Source organism: Alteromonas sp. MmMcT2-2 (assembly GCF_022348305.1).
Classification (GTDB): domain Bacteria; phylum Pseudomonadota; class Gammaproteobacteria; order Enterobacterales; family Alteromonadaceae; genus Alteromonas; species Alteromonas macleodii.
In genome coordinates this window covers 33,897-54,151 of sequence record NZ_JAKRFA010000017.1, presented here as the reverse complement: position 1 = coordinate 54,151, position 20,255 = coordinate 33,897, and the positions used below count along the sequence as shown (strand labels likewise).

The following is a 20,255-nucleotide window of genomic DNA, read 5'->3' as shown; positions in this document are numbered from 1 at the left end:
TGTACTGTATAGGTGAGGACTAAAGAATGGATAGCGATGCTATTAGTTCAATTGCTGAAAAATTTAACAATGACGAAAACCAGCCACTCGTAGAAGGTTATTTGAATATGTCTACCTCCACAATGTTTTCCTGGTGTCAGAGGGGGAAGTCAACTTATGAAATATCTTGCAGAGATTTCCCCCTAGCCGAAATTAAGAGACCTACCTAGCGCTTAATGGTCACATTGAAGATTAATTTTCTGAAGCGAGTTGAATCTATTTCTTTATATGAGTTCGACTTCATACGGCTGAAGACGCTACGTGTCTAATGGTAATCCCCACATTCAATTCATAGCAACAATTGCCAGTATGGGTTACCGCTTTATCACCAAGAAGCGATGTTTAAACAGCATGGTATCGAACTAAGCCGTAAAATCATGGCTGATTGGATAATCCATTGAGCTGAGTTGTTTAAAGCCCTTAATGACTAACTTCATCAACACCTGCCGCAACAACTGGTTATTGCAGCGAATGAAACCACATTGAAAGTGGTTGGGTCTGAGAAAGTGAATAGCTATATGTGGCTGTACGCCAGTGGTGCTGATTCACCAAGCGGTAATATCTCCGATACAGATACACCTAATATCGTGCTGTACGACTATCACAAAAGTCGGGCTGGGCACATTCCCACCGTAAGTTTATGGAAGCGAAGAAAGGCAGTGGCAAAGCGTATTGGGCACTCAATCATATCCAAAAAAACTCTACCGCATCGAAACCGCAAAAGCCAACGACCTCAATGTATTCGAGTCATGTGATGACTTGCCCTGATGAACTCAGTAGTCTAGAACCGAACATCGAGCAACTGTTATATGGCAGTCTGATCAGCGCTAGGTGGGATTAGCGGACATTTATGATACTACCACGTGAATTACCATAAGTTCATCTCCATGATCGCGAATTCGAAATTTGTTAGCGTAAATAAAACGGTCGTTAAATTACTACTTTGCTCACCTCACTTTACATGTCTCAATTAACTTGCCTAAACGTAAAACAATCCGTAAAGTAATCAATGTAAAGTAAACCTACCTTTGATTTTAGGATTATGATGAAAATCGGCTATGCACGAGTTAGCACGGACGAACAATCAGAAAGCGCCCAGCTTGATGCTTTAAGAGCGGCAGGTTGTGAGCGTATATACAAAGAAAAATGCAGTGGTAAATCAAAGCAACGACCAGAACTTGAACGCATGATAGATGCGTTACGTGCTGATGATGTTGTAATTGTCCAGCGACTAGATCGACTAGGTCGCAGCCTAAAGGATTTAATTGAATTACTTGATGCCTTTAAATCTGAGCACGTCCAGTTTATCAGTCTCAATGAAAACATAAACACTACCACGGCTGTGGGAGAGCTAGCGTTTCATATGATCGGCTCTATTGCGCAATTTGAACGTAGATTAATATCAGAAAGAACAAAAGCAGGCCTTGAAGCAGCGAGAGCAAGAGGCCGTAAAGGTGGCAGAAAACAAAAACTGACCCCCTCTGATATTAAAAAGGCTCAAGCTATGCTACTCGATCCAGATATGACCAAGGCTGAAGTGGCCAAGCACTTCAATGTGAGTCGGCCAACGTTAAATAAAGCGCTAGGAAATAGTTAAAAATTTTATATAAACAATTTATCAGGGACACATTAATAGTGTTTGAACAAACATTTAAAAACATCGACGACATACTTCACAAAGACGCAGGGTGCTCAAGTGAACTAGATTACACCGAGCAAACATCATGGATGCTATTCCTAAAGTACCTCGATGATTTAGAACGAGCTAAGTCACAATATGCAGAAATGGACGGAGAAGACTATCAGTTTATTATCGATGAAGAACACCGCTGGAGTAGCTGGGCTGCGCCGAAAAAAGCCAATGGTGAGTTTGACCACGATAACGCTCTCACTGGTAGCGATCTTATTGATTACGTAGACCAAGAATTATTCCCTTACCTAAAGTCATTCAAACAGCGGGCCGACAGTCCAAACACCATAGAGTACAAAATTGGTGAAATTTTTGGCGAGATCAAAAACAAAATCCAAAGCGGTTATTCGCTGCGCGACGCCCTAGAAAAGGTGGATGAACTTCGATTCCGCTCTCAAGAAGAAAAGCATGAGCTTTCGTACCTGTACGAAGTAAAAATTAAAAACATGGGTAACGCTGGTCGCAATGGCGGCGAGTACTACACACCTCGCCCGCTTATACGCGCTATGTTGTATGTGCTGCGGCCACAAATTGGCGAGACCATTTACGATGGCGCAGCGGGGTCAGCTGGCTTCTTGTGTGAAGCCTACGATTACCTCCGCCAAGGCGGGGCAGAAAAGCGCAAACTGAAAACAGATGAGCTAAATATTCTGCAAGAGCGCACCTTCTACGCCAAAGAGAAAAAGTCGCTCGCCTACGTTATTGCCATCATGAATATGATCTTACACGGCATTGAAGCACCCAACGTAATTCACACCAATACCCTTGCTGAAAACCTGCAAGATATTACACCAAATAACCAACACGACATTATTCTTGCCAACCCCCCATTCGGCGGGAAAGAACGTAAAGAAGTACAGCAGAATTTCCCGATTAAAACAGGAGAAACCGCCTTTTTATTCCTACAGCACTTTATGAAATCCCTTAAACCCGGCGGCCGTGCAGCAATTGTTATTAAAAATACGTTTTTATCGAATACCGATAATGCCGCTGTAGCCCTGCGTAAAGAGTTATTAGAAACCTGCAATCTGCATACAGTACTCGACTGCCCGGCCAAGACCTTTTTGGGTGCGGGCGTGAAAACCGTTGTGCTGTTTTTCACTAAGGGCGAACCCACGCAAAAAACATGGTTCTATCAACTCGATCCGGGCCGCAGTTTGGGTAAAACCAACCCACTGAACGATGATGATCTTAAAGAATTCGTCGAGCTTAAAAAAACCTTTGCCGACTCACCTAAGTCTTGGTCAGTTAACGTGGCTGATTTGGATCAGGCGACGTGGGACTTATCCGTTAAAAACCCAATCGTAGAAGATGAAATAACTCTGAGAGGGCCATCAGAAATCATTGAAGATATTATTTCATTGGACAAAGAGAGTGAAAAAATTCTGAAAAATATTCAGGAGATACTCAATGCCTAACTGGGTAAAGCAAAAAATTGGTGACATTTTAACGCTAGAGTATGGGAAGCCTTTAGACAAATCTCTTCGTAAGGCTGGGGGTAAATATCCAGCATATGGAGCGAACGGAATAAAGTGCTTAACCGACGAATTTTTGTTCGATGATAAAACGATAATTGTTGGTCGAAAAGGCTCTGCCGGTGAATTAACCTTAACTGAAGAACGATTTTGGCCACTTGATGTGACCTATTTTGCAAGGTTTGATAAGTCCAAATATGACTTACACTTCATATACTTCCTATTGAAGACTTTAGATCTTCCATCGCTAGCGACTGGTGTTAAGCCCGGCATAAATAGAAATAATGTTTATAGAATAGAGGTTCAAATACCCAACCTGATTGAACAAAAAAGAATCGTCGCCATCCTTGACCAAGCCTTTGCCGACATCGATAAAGCTCGGGAAACCGCCGAAAAGAACCTCGCCAACGCCCAAGAGCTTTTTGATAGTTCATTGAAGAAAATATTTAATAAGAATAAAGGGGATTGGGAAAGTGCTTCATTGAGTGAATTAATGGAGCGAGGTTGGATTAAAGGACATCAGGATGGCAACCACGGCTCTTACTACCCAAGAAAAAGTGAATTCGTAAAATCCGGCGTTCCATATCTCTCCGCTAAGTGCATTAAAAATGGCAATGTAGATATGAATCAAGCTAAATATCTTACTAAAGAAAGGGCCGCTTCACTCAGGAAAGGGATAGCTAAAGACCAAGATGTTTTATTCGCCCACAACGCGACTGTCGGCCCGGTAGCAATCTTAAGAACAGAAGAAGAGTCAGTAATTTTGGGAACATCGATAACCTATTATCGATGTAATCAAAAATATATTTTGCCAGAATACTTGGCGCAATATATGGTCTCTAGTGAATTTGTCTCACAGTATACTTCCGTAATGAGGCAGTCAACACGCAACCAAGTACCAATTACCAAACAGAGAGAATTCAGCTTCATTATACCTCCAATCGAAGAGCAAATATTAGTTGGACAGAGTCTTGCGGCTCTTTCAAATAATTTAAAGCAGCTCCAAGAGGTATACGTTAAGAAAAGCGAAAAGTTTGATGAGCTTAAAACATCACTATTACAAAAAGCCTTTACTGGTGAACTGACTAAAAGCAAAGGAGCTGCTGCCTAATGTTTATTCCGAAGAAGAAAGCTAATCGCAACGAGGCAGACACCCGTGCCGACCACATTGACCCGCGCCTAGAATTTCATGGATGGGGAAAAGACACCGATAGCCGTATTCGTCGGGAATATCCAATTACACTTGGCCGCATACTAGTTGGAGGCAAACGCACCAAACCACTGAGTGCAGACTACGTACTTATGTACAAAGGTCAGCGCCTAGCCGTAGTGGAGGCAAAAAAAGAAGGCCTAAGTTACGCTGACGGCGTTCGTCAAGCACTAGACTATGCCAAGCGCTTACAGTGCAGATTTGCCTATGCCACTAATGGTCATGAGATTTACTTAATAGACATGCTAACAGGTGAAGAAGGTCTAGTAGACAACTACCTTTCACCTGCTGAAATGTATGCACGAATTATTAACGAAGAGCCCAGTGACACCCCAGACTTCAAACGGGTATGGCAAGAGGGCTTTGCAGCTATTCCTTTTGAAACTAAGGGGGATTGGCAACCACGTTACTATCAAGAAAATGCAATTACCAATGCATTGAATGCTATCTCTGCGGGTAGTCCAAGAGTACTCCTTACGTTAGCGACAGGTACTGGTAAAACTTGTATCGCGTTTCAAACCTCTTGGAAGCTGTTTCAAAGCCGCTGGAGTTTAACAGCACAAAGAAATCCAGATGAGGCAAAGCGCCGTCCTCGTATTTTATTCTTAGCTGACAGAAACATACTAGCCAATCAAGCATTCAATGATTTTGGCCCATTTGGTGAAGATGCAATTGTACGGATTACCCCAGCAGATATTAGAAAACGTGGTGGAGTGCCTAAGAATGCTAGTGTCTTCTTCACTATCTTTCACACCCTGATGAGTGGGCCAAACTCCACAGTTGAAGAAGACGAAGAAGCAGAGTTGGTTGAAGATGAAAACGCCTACTACAAACAGTATCCACGTGACTTTTTCGACTTAATCATTATTGATGAATGTCACCGTGGTGGTGCAAGCGACGAGAGCACCTGGCGACGCATCATGGAATACTTTGAGCCTGCGGTGCAGATTGGATTAACAGCAACTCCTAAACGCCGAGTGAATGCCGACACTTATCGCTATTTTGGCGATCCTGTTTATAGCTATACGTTGAAAGAAGGTATTAACGACGGTTACTTAACACCATTTAGAGTGTTCCCAATTGTCGGCACTATGGATGAGTATGTATATACCGAAGGTGACGGTGTGGTAGTTGAGGGTAACCCAGAGCCGGGCCGAGTATATCGAGAAGGCGACTTTAACCGTATTATCACCATCCCCGAACGTGAAGAAAAGCGAGTTCACTATTGGATGGATGCATTCAAGCCCAATGAAAAAACCATTGTGTTTTGTGCCACTCAAGAACATGCAGGACGCGTGCGCGACTATATTAATCAATATGCTAAGCATAAAGGATGGACGACAAATAACAGCTATTGTGTGCGTGTTACAGCTAATGATGGCCAAGCTGGTGAAAATGACCTAAATACCTTCTCAGATAACGAGAAAACCATTCCGACCATACTAACAACCTCTAAAAAGCTCTCTACCGGTGTAGATGCTAGAAACGTTCGCAATATAGTGCTGATGCGTCCATGTAACGACATGGTTGAATTTAAACAAATCATCGGGCGTGGTACGCGGATGTATGAAGGGAAAGACTTCTTCACCATTTATGACTTTGTTAAAGCACATCATAATTTTGCTGATCCCGAGTGGGATGGTGAGCCATTACCACCTCCAGAATTATGTGATGTCTGTGGAGATACCCCTTGTAGTTGCGAACAGGAACCATGCGATGTTTGTGGCTTTTCTCCTTGCAATTGCCCTACCGAACCATGTGGCGTATGTGGTAGAGAGCCATGTATATGCTTGCAGCCACCCTGTGAGCAGTGTGGTGAGAGCCCATGTGTATGTGTACCCGAACCATGCGGGGTATGTGGTGAAGAGCCATGTATTTGTAACCGAACTGAGAAAATTCTCATCAAGTTAAGCGATGGGAAAACACGTGAAATTAAGCACATTAAGTCCGCTATGTATTGGTTTGGTGATAAACCTATTACTGCAAAAGAATTTATCGAGCGGTTATTTGATGACTTGCCAAAGTTCTTCGAAGATGAAGATCAATTAAGGGCTATTTGGAGCGACCCAACTACACGCGAGAAACTACTCGAAAACTTGACAGAGGCTGGTTACGACGAAGATAAACTTGAAGGAATGAAAGACCTAATCGATGCCAAAGACAGTGACGTATACGACGTGCTGCGCTACGTAGCGTTTGCCGCAGAAGCACTGACACGCAAACAACGTGCTTCAACTGCTCACCCAAAGATTAGCGCAACTTATGCAAGTGATAAACAGCAACAGTTTATTGATTTTGTACTAGACAAGTATGTGGAAGATGGAGTTACAGAACTATCTAGGAAGAAGATGCGCAGCCTGATAGACCTGAAATACGGCACAATCGATGATGCAATCGCGGAATTAGGCCAGCCTTCAGAAATCAGGGAAACCTTTGTCGGGTTTCAGAGGTATTTATATGAATAGCCAAGAACTTGATGAGCAAATGCATTGTTCATATAACGAAGATATTAACGTATTATAAATTGTACAGCTGCATTACAGCTGTGAATTTGATTATAAAAATAAAGCAGGGAGCTGTATGGCAGTCTTAAACTCAGGTGTGATTGAATCACTTCATATTGAGAATTTTATTTATCATGTCATTCGTCATGATTTAGATGAGCCATCTTTTAACGATGAAGTCGCTTTAGAACAAGAGCAAAAAGAGTTTTTTGAAAAGCAAATCAGGCGAGCCTGTGAGGGAACTCAGTTTTTATTCTCTAATCCTCAATATAATAATTGTTGTATCGACTGTGTCGATATTTTAAATGATACAACGTCGTTAGTCCCTAAATCACGAATGCTAGCGCAGCGATTTTTTACGGCTCACAACCTAACAATGAGTGATGGAATTTTCATAGTTGCTGTCGTTTCTGTTCTCATTGGGGATGAACGCTATAAGTTACTTTCTTTCCTCAAAATTGACTTTACAACCGTATACCAGCAAAGGCGAAACAACGTTGATGGAAGGCAAATCGTTTCTCTCACAAGAATCCTCGACTCCTTGGCTGATACGCCTAGGGCGTTACAAAAGTGGGCTATTATAGATCCGGGAACTGAGTTTGCGTGGGATGTTATTGCTCTACAGCGCGGTAAAACTGGTAAGGATAAAGATACGAACGAGGCAATATCTGACTATTTTAGAAGCTTTTTGCAAGTAATTGTGAGGGACAATCCTTCTTCTCTAACGAAAAAAACTGTTGCCAGTACATCAGATTGGTCGAAAGAAGTTGCAGGCATGTTGCCATCTCATGTTAAACATACTGATATTAAAGCTCGATCTGTTTCATATTTTGATTCACATGAGCAGTTTGATACAGACAGCTATACTGATCATGTGCTGGGAACGTTTATTCCCTTAGAACTGATGGAAGATGGCTTGTCTGATGAGCAACAACAAGATAAAGAGCGATATCAACAATTACAGACTGAGTGTAGAGCTTCGCTAGTTAGTATGCTTACTGAAAAGGAAATTGCTGGGCAAGTGTTCGAATCTCGTCCCAATTCAATACCTAGCTCAAACAGGAAAAGCAAATTAGTTACAGGTGAAGATGTAACCATATTTTTTAAAGGTGAGTTGACCGAAAATAATATCAACATCACTGAAGATAATGGTGAAAAAATTATAACTATTCGTACAACTCAGTTTGAAATGACCTAAGTATGCTGGAAACGTTAAGAGTCCTTATAGAACATACAACGATGTCTGAACTAGATGACAGAGTTGAGTTTTCATTCAAGCCATCACAAATCCGAGCTCTAGAAAATATTGAGGTTAACCAGTTTTCTCCTTTTAAATTACGCTGGGAGCGAGAGCTACAGGATGATTGGAGTGAGTTTGACAGAATTCCTGATGACGCGAATTGTAAGGCGATAATAAGTAAGCATGAGATCCTTGAAAGTGAAGTCATTACGGATGTAAATGACCATGTTCAAAAACTACTGTTCCTATCTGAGGTTTTTTATCTCAATTGGCTGCAAAAAGTTACGTCAGAAATGTTTAGTAAGGATGGCTGCCTCAACAAGTTTAGCTCAACTGTAATCTGGCTAGGGTTTGGTGACATACAAGTCCAAGGCAAGCGCTTGTCTATTATATCTTTGGATAGAAAACCCTCATCGATATTTAAAAATGACGATAATATTGCAATTCCAAGTAGCACGGATATCAAGGCTCAAACACATTTTGTTGGGCAAGCAGAAACAATCTGTGAGCCACTAAATTATCGACTGCCAAGTAACGTAAAAGCATGCGCTTTAACTCAACCCTTTTATAACGCTTACGAGCAACTACTTTGTGTCGCTTTATCAAAAGAGTTCTTAGGGTCAAATGACATCGTCATATCTGGAATAAAGCGCTTAAACATGAAACTGGTTGGTGAAGATCATAGCTGCGATTTATCCCAACTAAAAACATTAGAATCTGTCGTTTCCTGGATTTATGAAGAACGAATCCAAGTTCGATTGCTCTTGGTTATGGATCGAGTGAGTCTAGATTTAGTTGATAACACCTTCCTAATTCCAAGCATTTATGCTCACTTAGCCAATGCCCTTGAACAAGCCAAAGATAAATATGAATTCGTTATAAAAGATAGAAAAGAAGCTCATGCAAAAGAGCTATCTGACTTTCAAAAAGATATTAAATCAGCTACTGACGGATATTCGAAATCAACCAATGATTTGGTATCAGGGTTGTTTAAAGATGCTTTATCAGCAATTTTTTTCTTAGCAATTATGCTTTTCTCACGCTTAATAGGAAAAGAAGAACTACTTGATTCTGAAAACGTTCACTGGTTATTTAAGATATTAGCAGGCTATTTACTCGTTAGCCCATTGATTCGAATTTACTTTGAAAGGCAATCATTGATTTTAGCGTTGAGTGACTTATCCCATTGGAAGGACACCACCCGAAATCACATTTCACACAAAGATGTAAGTGATCTTATTGATTCCAGAACATCCCCATATAAGTGTTTGTATCGAAAAGCTATGCTTTTGGTAATCTTATCTTCAATAGCACTATCAATATTTGCTTGGAATATACCTAGCATATTGAATCATGACGGTGTCTTAGAAGAACAGTCGAAATCAGAAGTGACTCCATCATCAGAGCTTCCCGCAACAAACCTGAATTTACTTAAAGGCGCTTCAGAAGATAAACACGCAGAATCAGAAGTCAATCACAAACCTGAGTCATCAAAAGATATTGAACAAGAATCACCTAAAGCATCGATAAAAAAGACAGAAAACAAATAATAAATAGGGAAACGATGTCTCGAAAAAAGTTTATGGAATCGCATGGAGCCACGAATCGAAACGATCGCTATGGATGGGCTTTTGTCAATCATGCCGATAAAGTAGTTATCTTTGGTGCTTGGGATGTTCATACTGAACCCGACAGGGCGCTAATAATGTCCGCAAATTGGGAGCGAAATGAGTTAGGGCGAAAGCAAAACGCTTATGGCGAAGCTATAGAGTATATTAGACTCGTTGAAAATGAAGGTTATTCGTTAAAGACATTCCCTATGATATTGGGAGAGGAATATGACAAAAAAACTGGAACAACAAGAGCAAAGATAAAAGATTACATCGCGGTTGTCTCAGATATGTCTCTCGAGGTTATAAATGGAGATTATTACGCTGTTGGCAAACATGATGTAAAGTACTCAAAAAAGCCCTCTCCGAGCGTTGCTCAAGACGTGAGCGACATTTTCGACACGACTGTTGATAAAACTGAGCGAGAGAGCTTGGTTTTAGCTCGTGTTGGCCAAGGTAAGTTTAGACAAAATGTGATTGATGCTTGGGGTAACGGTGAAAGTTGTGCTCTGACCCTTACGAGTATTCGTGAAATGCTGATCGCATCGCATATAGTTCCTTGGTCGAAATGCAACAGTAATGAACAGCGGCTTGATGGTGCAAACGGGATATTGTTATGTGCCCATATTGATAAGCTTTTTGACGCGCACTTACTAACTTTTGTTAAACAAGGCTCAAAATTCATTTTGAAACTATCGTCTAAGATTGACCCATCCACATTAAAAGGCTTGGGTATAGAAGCCGGTTATGAGTTATGTACTGACCGATTAAGCAATCTACACCGAGAACGATTTGAAAATTATATAGCTGAGCATAATAGTCTTTTTATGCAAAAGGCTAATAGTTAGTTTAAATGGTTCGCTCTGTTAAAGGTGAATACTCAGTTTTTGTATAGTAAAACTGGTTTTGAGGCCAATTCATCGCTTTGCTACACAAAAAACAAAATTATTGTTTATTAAAATTGGTTTTTAACTTGGCTTTACTCTAATATTTTAAGGGGCTTTCACTCACTCACTCATTAGGTTGTGGTGTCTTTTTGCAATTTATTACCCTTTTAAGAAAAAACTGTTCACGTGTTGAAAATATTCTAAGAGCCGCTTTAATAGCGGCTCTTTTTTTGAGCTAAGTTCGTCCAATTATGAGATTGGTGCCCGCCATTCTTCCCCCGATTACCTTAAAATAATTTCATCATATTCCCATTGTTGTTTTCCCATAAACGCGATGAGTGAGCTTTAAGAATTACGTGTAAAAGGTTGGGTTTTTTGCAGTGTCAGTAGTAGTAACCTTGGTGGCTTTTGTTTTGTTGTGTCTTAAAAGCAGCGTGCTGTTTGCGCAAACAGACGGCGAATGTGAAGGGGAAAGCTGCGCCTCCAAAAAGCCTACAGTAGTATGGTTGCGACCACCCGAGCTTGGAATTGAAGGCAGTGGTGTCAGTATCACTTCAGGGCCGATCTATGACGTCATGGCGTACCTCTCTACACACCTGCATAACTATGAACACCAATTTGAAGCTTATCCGGTTAAACGCGCATGGTCGTTGGTACAGCATCAACAATCCGCACAAAAAGTGTATTGTTTTTATGGCGCCGCTTACCAAGAAGAACGCGCTGAGTGGGGATATTACTCCCAGCCAACCTCTATAAACTTACCGCTACTCATTGTTGCAAGAAAAGCGCTTCAGCCTTCATTGAAAAATGAATTAGATACCGCGCAGTCTCAGCCAACGCAGGGATATTTTGAATCCATTTCTTTACGCGCTCTGCTTCAGCAAAATTTGAGAACGGTACTCTACAACGATGTGAATAACGTATACGCCGATACCGTTGAGCAATGGGCTACAAAAAACAATGTGGTTCGTTTAAATGGGTTAGGCAAAGACTTAGGCATGCATACCATTGCCCTGCTGGAAAGTGGGAGAATAGATTTTGGCTATGTAGGGCACCGCGAGCTTTCAGCATTACCAGAAGAAGAACTCGATGCGCTTAATGTTTATCAAATCAGTGAACTGTCCCAGCAGCTAAGAGGAACAAAGCGCTTACTGTGTTCTAAGAGTGAGCTAGGACAAGCGGTAACGAGTGATCTAGACAGCGCGCTAACTCACATTACATCTACGCCTATAAAAAGCCAAACCTTAAGAGACATTAACTTTGTGGCAGATGGATACCCTTTATTTCTTAAACCACTTTTTGATGAAAGGTGGAAGCAATACCTTTCAAACTGAAGGCTTTCAAGGTTTTACGTTTTACCATTACTTTCACGACAATTTATGCGTAAAGCAGCCTATTTTATTACCTCCCCTTATTCTTCTTAATCAACAATAATAATAGTGTTTGGCTTGTGTGATACCCGTGACGAGGTATTATAAATTTGCCTGTTAATAACGAGAAAATTCCCCAAATTATGAAAACGTTATCCCTGCTTTTTGGCGGTGCTGTTCTGGTTTCAGCGACCGCGGCCATATCTCCTTCGGTATCAGCTGCTCAAACTCTTTATAAGCCGTTTCCAGCCGACGTAATGCCATCGTTAAGTGAGAAAGGTAACTATGATGTTGGCGTAAAGACAATCGAAGCGGCTTATCCTGCTAAAGTAAAAGACATTGCTGGTAATGAAGTCGAGCGATCACTTACTTTGGAGGTTTGGTATCCTGCAGCAAGCTCGGCTCAAAAGGCCACGTACATTAATGAAACAAGAAGTGGTCAGGTGTTTGAGGTACAAGCTGATGCAAGCCGTGATGCGCCTATAGCCGCTGCTGACACTGATTTTCCGGTAATAGTTATCTCTCATGGTTATACCGGTTACCGCACCCTTATGTTTTATTTAGGCGAACACCTCGCGTCTCACGGTTATGTAGTAGCGGCAATCGACCACACAGATTCCACAAACAAAGATGTTAATTTTGCAGAAAATCCGTATTCAGGTTTTCCAAGTACGTTATTAAATCGTTCACGAGACCAAGTTCTTGCATTGAACAGCATCAGCGAAAATACCTTTTTTAAAGAGAGTGTGGATGCAAGCAAAGCGGGAGTGATTGGCTATTCAATGGGGGGCTACGGCGCAGTTAGCACGGTAGGAGGATGCTATGCTTTTAACGACCAAACCGCTGCAACCTTCACTGGTACACAAGATCCTAAAACGGCGGCGTTAATTAAAGAAGCGCTTAACACCTGCGCAGGTGGCAAGGCCAGTAGCGAAGAAGCATTACCAGCCTGGAAAGCGGCGCTAGCACTGGCGCCATGGGGTGGGCAACATCAGCTATTTGATGTTCAATCGCTAAACAATATTAAAATTCCTGTTCTTTATGTTGCTGGGGACAACGACGATATTTCTGGCTACAACGGTATAAAGTGGTTATTCGATAATACCGGCAGTAAAGAATCTAAGTTATTGACCATTAAGAATGCACGCCACAATGTTGCACCTCACCCTGCACCTAAAGAAGCTTATGGCAGTGAATTTGATTTGGGAAGTTACATTGAGCCGGCATGGGAAGTGCAAAAGCTTAATGCCATTAACGAGCATTTTGCGCTTGCGCTTATGAACTGCCATGTGAAAGGTTTAAAAGATGATTGTGAATACCTGAACGTGAGTGGCAGTAGTGCCCAAGTACCCGTAGATGGCAAAAAGCCAGAGCCTTGGAAAGGGTTTGACGATCGCTGGGCGTTAGGCTTGGAGATGCAAAGCAAGTAAGCACCACAAAAAAGCGAGCAGCGGCGTAACACCGCTTAGCTCGCTTTAGCTTCTAGCTTTCGAGTCGAGCCTTTAGCTCTATACCGCTTTAACGGTATAAATCAATGCAGTTTGTGGGAAGAGCACCGGCAGCTGCATACCGTATTTCATTAATACTTCGCCAGAGAATACTTGCCCTTCAGTTTGTTGCAAAATAGACGGGGTGTATTCTTTTAGCTTTTCAGGCCAAACACGCTCAATGGTGTATTGTTTGTTAGCATCAAGACCTGCAAAGTAGAAGCGGTTTGGCGTAGTGCGAACAGTTTCCATAACGCTGTTATATGCAAAAATACCTTCTTGCTTGTCTTTAGACACATAACCAAATTTTACGTTCATGCCGTCATCGTCCATGCGGAAAAGGTCGCCGCCGTGGGTGATATGACGATACTTTTTGTAAAGTGAAATAGCGTCGGTAAGTACGCTTTGCTCGTGGTCAGTAAGTTCACGTGGGTCCATCTCTATACCCATATGGCCAAACAAGGCTACTGCCGAACGAATCTCAATAGGTAAGTGTCTACCCGTTATATGGCAGTCGCGCGGGCCAACGTGTGCGCCCATTACTTCAGACGGGAAGAAATAAGAACAACCACGCTGAATATACAAACGGTCTAGTGCGTCGTTAGAATCCGACGTCCAGAAACGATCTGTGTGTGGCAAAATACCTAAATCTACACGGCCGCCGCCTGAACAACAGCTTTCTATCTCAATGCCTGGCTTCGCTGCCTTAACGCGGTCTATTAAGCTGTAAAGCGCAGCCATTTGACCATGCATCGCAGGTTTACCGTGAAGGTTGCCAGGGTGGTTTACGTCGCGGTTCATGTCCCATTTGATGTAGCTGATTTTGGGGTACGTCTTCAGTACATCAGTAATCACTTTATAAAGGTACTCAACCACTTCAGGGTTGGTTAAATCCAATACGTACTGATTTCTGAAAGGAACGTGAGGGTTATTCTCGGTTTGCAGCGCCCACTCTGGATGTGCGCGGTAAAGGTCGCTGTCAGGGTTTACCATCTCTGGCTCAAACCAAATACCGAATTCCATGCCAAGGCCAGTAACATGGTCAATTAGCCCGTCTAGTCCTTCAGGATAGATAGCTTCATCAACAAACCAGTCGCCAAGCCCTGCCTTGTCGTTTCTGCGCCCTTTAAACCAACCATCATCTAACACAAAGCGCTCAATGCCCAGTGGTGCAACTTTATCGGCTAAGGCTTTAAGTTCGTCTTCGTTATGATCGAAATAAATTCCTTCCCATGTGTTGTAGTGCACTGGGCGAGGCTTCGACTCAGCACTGTGGTTTAGCACGTTGCTGCGAATAAAGTTATGGAACTGTTGTGATAGCGAAGAGAAACCTTCACAGCCATAGCCTGTGTAAAGCACGGGGGATGTATAGCTTTCGCCAGCGTTAAGTACCACTTCACCTGGAAATAATAACTCACCAAACTGCACATAGCTTCTGCCATCAGCCATAAGCTCGGCGCGAAGCTTGTGGTTTGCAGAAGCGCCAAGGTGATAGCCATAGCACTCACCGTTAAGTTCACCCGTGCCTTGAGGGAATGCAATCAGACCAGGGAAGGTGTCGTGAGATGTTTTGCCTCGGCGATTTTCACGTACATAACTTCCAAAGAAGAGATCGTGATCTTTGGTTTGAAACTCTGCTGACCAGCGGCCTTCAAATGTTTTAATTTTGCTTACGGAAGTAGGCAAGGGCAGGCTAGCGGCATTCAAATAGCCTAAATTGAGCGGTGTTTCGCCACTGTTTTCGAGACGAGAAACGTATTTTACTACGCTCGTTTTGTTATCGAGCTCAACAGTTGTGACAAGACGCATACCGCGGCGAGCGTCTTCGCTTACGAAAGCAACAGACTGTGCATCTTCATTTATTTCGGTCAGGCTAAAGCCTGCTGACCACTGGTCGGCATCGCCCGACACTTCAAGACCTGGCCGACCCGTCCAGCCGTCACCGTGAGTCGGTACCAACGTAATCGGCGGTTCAATTACAGGAGCGCATTTGGCTTCTTGACGGGTGTTTAAAACGCTCAGCATTTCTGGTGTTGTACTGTCACTTAATGGCGCACCATAGTAAATGACTTTGGGCATACGACCCTGGCAGTCGAATATTAATGTGGCTTTCTCGTTCGACAAACGAACGAATGATGTGAGTGACGACATAAAAACCTCATTTTACATGCCTAGATGTTTATAGCGCATGTTGTTAAAAGAAAAGATGACTGAAAAGTACAGAAGGAACATCCGTACGGTTTTATGGTTTTACAACGGTTTATCGAGCTTAATACCTGCTTTCTTGCACGGTCGTCGAGTGATTAAATCTGTTTCAATCACGCTAACAGAGTCTCCTCTCTGCTTTCATCTACTTCACAGCGTGTGGCGGAACAAAAGTGCGGAACAAACCGTACTTTTGTTCCGCCACAGCCGTAGTAATCCTAGTTATCTGAACCAGCCAATATATGGCTGACCTTATTAGCCGTGTGCTTCTTCGCTCTCTATCAAACGACCACGCCATTCTGCCTTTTGCTTAAATACAACCCGATTTAAGACAAGGGCGAGGGCAATACAGCAAACCAATGTGACCAACATCAGGTGAATGTAGTGCAGGCCGAAAGGAGCGTGTACAAAGCTAAAGAAAGCGTATAGACCCACACCAAAGACAACTGCCGCTATTCCCGCGTTGGCGTTTACGTTATTAAATAGTAATCCAACAATAAAGATGGAAAGAATAGGCATACTTAACAACCCGAAAAGTTGTTGAAGCAAGTTGATGATGCTTTCTGCTTGCGCGTACACAGGAACCATAACTAGCGACACAATAGTAAGCGCCGCGGTCACAAAGCCGCTTAAGCGTGCAACGTTTGGCTTCTTCTGAAAATACGCCTCGTGTATATCGCAGACATAAAGTGCAGTCGCAGAGTTGAGGTTACTGTTGTAAGTAGTGAGTACTGCGGCAGCGAGGGCCGCTGCAAATACACCTGATAGCCAGCTAGGTAAAACATCACCTACCAACGTACCGTAAGCGGCATCGTTGATATCGCCGTACAGCTTATACGAAATGATACCTGGAACTACGATAATGGTAGGAACAACGATAAAGCGGATGATCGCCGCTGCGTATACGCCTTTCTGTGCTTCTTTTAAATTAGGTGCAGCCATGGCGCGCTGAGTGATTACCTGATTCGTACTCCAGTAGAAAGTCTGGATAAACACCATACCGGTTAATAACGTGTGCCATGGTAGAGGCGAATCATTATCGCCAATTAGGGTTAAGCGTTCGGCAGGTATGCCCGAGAAATCAAAATCGATTGCGAATAGTGCAAGAACGACAACAACAATCGCCATAGTCAAAAGCAATACGCCAGAATAGGTATCCGAAACTGCAACCGCGCGAAGCCCACCAAAGATAGCGTAGAAGGCACCAATCAATGCAAAAGCGGTCGCAACATACATAAGTGGAATGTCTACATTGAACATGTTAATCATGAAAAGCGAGCCGGTGTAGATTACGGCAGGCATGAAAATAAGGCTGCTACCTAGGAAGAAAAGAAGGCCTATTAGTGCTCTTATATGCTTGTTGTTATAGCGCATTTCCAGCAATTCGGTGGTTGTGGTGCACTGATAATGATAATAAACGGGAAGAAAAACTCGCGCGAGAATGATTAGGCCCGCCACCGCGGCAAATTCCCACCACGCAAGCAGTGCCATTTGGTTACCGTTCATCCCTACAAGTTGATCGGTACTTAAATTAGTTAACGTTATTGAGCCCGCGACGTATATCCATGTTAGTCCGCCGCCAGCTAAGAAATATTCTTTGTTTTCGTTGGCTTTACTATGCCCATGACCGCGACACTTTAAATAGGTAAGAAGCCCGATAAGTGCGGTGATGAAAATAAAAACGACAAGTTGGGTTAAGCTGCCTGACACGAAAAACTCCTCAGCAGAATAAAGACAAAAGGGGGCAACAGCGCCCCCTTGATAGACTAGTTGTTATTAGAAGCTAGCACGAACACCAACAGCGTAACGAGCACCGTCAGCAACTTGTTGAACGAAATGTTCTGATAAGCGACCGCGACGCGTTAGCTCTTCGTCAGTAATGTTAATGCCTTCGAAGAATACCGTAAGAGACTCAGTTACATCGTAACTTACACTCATATCAACTTGGGTGTAAGTCTCAGTGAAACGAGGCTCAGTACCACCAAGAGTACTTACCGCTTCTTGCATAAAGGTTTCACGATTGTTCAGTGCAACACGCGCTTGGAACGCATCTTTTTCGTAGAACAATGTAATGTTTTGTGAGTTACCTAAACCTGGAAGGCTAAATTCTGCATCTGAGTTAACGATAGTAGCATTAGCTTGGATACCGAAGCCGCTTTCAAGCGTGTGCAACCAAGCAAGCTCTAAACCTTCAACTTCAAGCGTATCGCCGTTACGAGGGCGCAGAACGCTAAATACATACTCGCCACTTTCTAAGAAAAGAGACTCATCAGCAACATCACCTGCAATGAAGTCTTCCACTTCTTTGTTAAAGGCTGCAGCTGAGAAGTAGCTAGTATCGTCGTAGTACCATTCTAAAGATACATCCCAGCTGGTGGCTTTATATGGCTTAAGTTCAGTGTTACCCGCTTGTGCTTGCAAGTTACCCGGACGGCTCACAGTAACATTAAATACAGGCACTAAGTCATCCATCATTGGACGCGTTAGCGTTTCAGAAAACGCATAACGTAGATATAAATCGTCTGTTAACTGTAGCTTAACGTTTAAGTTAGGAAGCAGCGAAGAGTAGCTGTTTTTCTCGTTAACCGGCGCACCTACTTCTGTTTCATAAACTACATTAAGGTCTGACGGATCGTTAGGGATTGGCTGAAGATCTCTTACAATCTGACTTGTCCCGTCTACTGAAGTGTCAGTTTCGCTGTAGCGGAAGCCAAAATTCACATCAAGTGGCATCTCTGAGATTTCAGTAGTGAAGTAGAATTGTGCGTACGCACTTAATACTTCTTCGCTCACTACGAATGAGTCATTGCTTGGCTGTGGGTTGCCGATATTTGTTGCATCAATCGCTGCGCGAACGTCGTCAAACGATTCACCTGTAGCGTCTGCAATTTGCTGTACTGCTGCATCAGATGTTGCGTAGTCAAAGAACGCTTCAGGGTCATAAGTTAGCCACTGATTAGGCACACCGCCGAAGTAGTTTTGTGCAGTAAATACACTTAGAAGCTCGTCAGGAAGATCGAATGTGTAGCCGCAATAAATGTCACAACCAGAAGCGAACAAGCGAGTATTAGATTTTTCACGATCTTGGAAATAGATACCGAAATCTGCTTTGTAGAACGCATTGTCTGAATCAGGTACCCAAGAGAAGTCTGCACGGTACTCACTGATGGTATCTTCCGTGTCAAAACCGTTGCGCTCATTGTAGTGCATACGACCTAGTGACGGTGTTTGTAAAGCGGCATCACCACCGGCAACAGTCAATGATGGAGTAGCACCTGTGAAATCTACACTGTATTCGTTGTTATAACCCACAACAGTGAAGAAGTTGTCACCGCCACTGCTGTCTTCGGCAGTTGAAGTTGAGATATCAATGTTTGCTGTTAAGTTGTCGTTTACTAACCACTCAAAGTTTGCACCGAAAGCCTGGATTTCAACATCTCGGCCGTAGCGGCGGCGAATAAAGTCAGTCGCACCACCAACACCGTCTACAACGGTGCTTGTTACACCTGATAGGCTACCGTTGTCAGTGAAAGACATGTTGTCGAGGTTGCTATCAGAGAACCAGTGGCCAACACTGTGTGCGTCTGAGTCAACTTCAAATTTAGAGTAAAGACCATCTAAAGTAAGCGTCATGTCATCGTTAGGAGCATACTGAACAACAAGGTTACCAGATGTTCTTTCACGATCGACTAAATCAACGATTTGGTCAAAGTTCTGCGGAATGTACACACCGTTGAACTGAGCATTGTCAGCGTAATCAGGGTTATCTAGCTCAGAACGATTGGTTAGGCTTACTTCAGGACGCCAGTAGCGCGTTTCTAGCATGTTTGTTTGTAGCTTACGCTGTTGGAATGATGCAGCAGCTAACACACCTAGTTTACCATCCATAAAGGTATTGGTAATTAAGCCCGACATTTGTGGCGTTGTTTCTTCAGAAATGTCTTCGTACATGCCTTTTACACTTGCAACGGCCTTGAAGCCGTCAAATGCGAATGGGCGAGCAGTTGTGATTTCTACGGTTGAACCGATACCACCTTCTTGCATAGAAGCGAGAGGGCTCTTGTAAACTTTTGCACCGCTAATAAGTTCAGCTGGAAGCGTATCGAAACTAAAAGCACGACCTTGGTTTTCTGTAGCAATTTGGCGGCCGTTAACAAGTACGGTGTTAAAATCTGGGCCGAAACCACGCACAGTAATAAATTGACCTTCACCACCTGAACGATCAATGGCAACACCAGTAATTCTTTGTAGTGATTCAGCTACGTTTTGGTCTGGAAATTTACCTAGGTCTTCAGCCGTAATACCGTCGTAAACAACATCAGATGCTTTCTTATCTAGCATTGATGCTTTCAGAGAGCTGGTAAAACCTTTAACTTCGATAACTTCCACTTCTTTATCAGTAGCAGTAGTTGCTTCCTGTGCCAGTGAAATAGGGGCGTGTAGGGCAGAGGCGATAGCAACACCTAAAAGTGAGCGTTTCGCGATAGGGCCTAACTGTGATGTGTTAATTTTATGTGTCACTGTGTTTTCTCCGTGAG

General features: G+C 43.0%; 12 protein-coding genes and 1 pseudogene. 10 read left to right on the top strand and 3 right to left on the bottom strand.

Features of this window, described 5'->3' with window-relative positions; all coding sequences use genetic code 11:
- The first annotated feature begins 377 nt into the window (after positions 1 to 377).
- From MHM99_RS11620 to MHM99_RS11575, 10 genes and pseudogenes are all read left to right on the top strand, one after another.
- Positions 378 to 794 (top strand): annotated as a pseudogene (locus tag MHM99_RS11620) (transposase).
- Between the two features lie 290 nt (positions 795 to 1,084).
- The gene (locus tag MHM99_RS11615; RefSeq protein ID WP_239219450.1) at positions 1,085 to 1,636 is read left to right on the top strand and encodes a recombinase family protein; all 552 of its coding nucleotides are present in this window, start codon (positions 1,085 to 1,087) and stop codon (positions 1,634 to 1,636) included.
- A 38-nt stretch (positions 1,637 to 1,674) separates the two neighbouring features.
- On the top strand, positions 1,675 to 3,147 hold the full coding sequence (locus MHM99_RS11610; RefSeq protein ID WP_239219424.1) for an N-6 DNA methylase: 1,473 nt from the start codon (positions 1,675 to 1,677) through the stop codon (positions 3,145 to 3,147).
- Positions 3,140 to 4,315: a restriction endonuclease subunit S gene (locus MHM99_RS11605; RefSeq protein WP_239219422.1), complete on the top strand. Its 1,176-nt coding sequence runs from the start codon at positions 3,140 to 3,142 to the stop codon at positions 4,313 to 4,315. Before MHM99_RS11610 ends, MHM99_RS11605 begins: the two co-directional genes overlap by 8 nt.
- Positions 4,315 to 6,879 (top strand): DEAD/DEAH box helicase family protein, encoded by a 2,565-nt coding sequence (locus MHM99_RS11600; protein WP_239219420.1) that lies wholly within the window; start codon positions 4,315 to 4,317, stop codon positions 6,877 to 6,879. Before MHM99_RS11605 ends, MHM99_RS11600 begins: the two co-directional genes overlap by 1 nt.
- A 115-nt stretch (positions 6,880 to 6,994) precedes the next feature.
- Positions 6,995 to 8,116: a nucleoid-associated protein gene (locus MHM99_RS11595; RefSeq protein WP_239219418.1), complete on the top strand. Its 1,122-nt coding sequence runs from the start codon at positions 6,995 to 6,997 to the stop codon at positions 8,114 to 8,116.
- A gap of 41 nt (positions 8,117 to 8,157) precedes the next feature.
- The gene (locus MHM99_RS11590) at positions 8,158 to 9,708 is read left to right on the top strand and encodes a hypothetical protein (RefSeq protein WP_239219416.1); all 1,551 of its coding nucleotides are present in this window, start codon (positions 8,158 to 8,160) and stop codon (positions 9,706 to 9,708) included.
- A gap of 14 nt (positions 9,709 to 9,722) precedes the next feature.
- Positions 9,723 to 10,616 (top strand): HNH endonuclease signature motif containing protein, encoded by an 894-nt coding sequence (locus MHM99_RS11585; protein ID WP_239219414.1) that lies wholly within the window; start codon positions 9,723 to 9,725, stop codon positions 10,614 to 10,616.
- A gap of 419 nt (positions 10,617 to 11,035) precedes the next feature.
- The gene (locus tag MHM99_RS11580; RefSeq protein WP_239219413.1) at positions 11,036 to 11,989 is read left to right on the top strand and encodes a hypothetical protein; all 954 of its coding nucleotides are present in this window, start codon (positions 11,036 to 11,038) and stop codon (positions 11,987 to 11,989) included.
- Between the two features lie 179 nt (positions 11,990 to 12,168).
- Positions 12,169 to 13,455, top strand: coding sequence for a dienelactone hydrolase family protein (locus MHM99_RS11575; protein ID WP_239219412.1), 1,287 nt, complete (start codon positions 12,169 to 12,171; stop codon positions 13,453 to 13,455).
- A 78-nt stretch (positions 13,456 to 13,533) separates the two neighbouring features.
- Here the strand turns inward: MHM99_RS11575 and MHM99_RS11570 are convergent, their stop codons facing one another.
- The 3 genes from MHM99_RS11570 to MHM99_RS11560 all read right to left on the bottom strand — a co-directional run bounded on the left by MHM99_RS11570 (position 13,534) and on the right by MHM99_RS11560 (position 20,238).
- A complete protein-coding gene (locus MHM99_RS11570) occupies positions 13,534 to 15,663 on the bottom strand; it encodes an alpha-galactosidase (RefSeq protein WP_239219411.1) in 2,130 nt (709 codons plus the stop codon).
- 309 nt (positions 15,664 to 15,972) lie between these two features.
- A complete protein-coding gene (locus MHM99_RS11565) occupies positions 15,973 to 17,427 on the bottom strand; it encodes an SLC5 family protein (RefSeq protein WP_039217377.1) in 1,455 nt (484 codons plus the stop codon).
- A 66-nt stretch (positions 17,428 to 17,493) separates the two neighbouring features.
- On the bottom strand, positions 17,494 to 20,238 hold the full coding sequence (locus tag MHM99_RS11560; RefSeq protein WP_014947886.1) for a TonB-dependent receptor: 2,745 nt from the start codon (positions 20,236 to 20,238) through the stop codon (positions 17,494 to 17,496).
- Positions 20,239 to 20,255 lie beyond the last annotated feature (17 nt).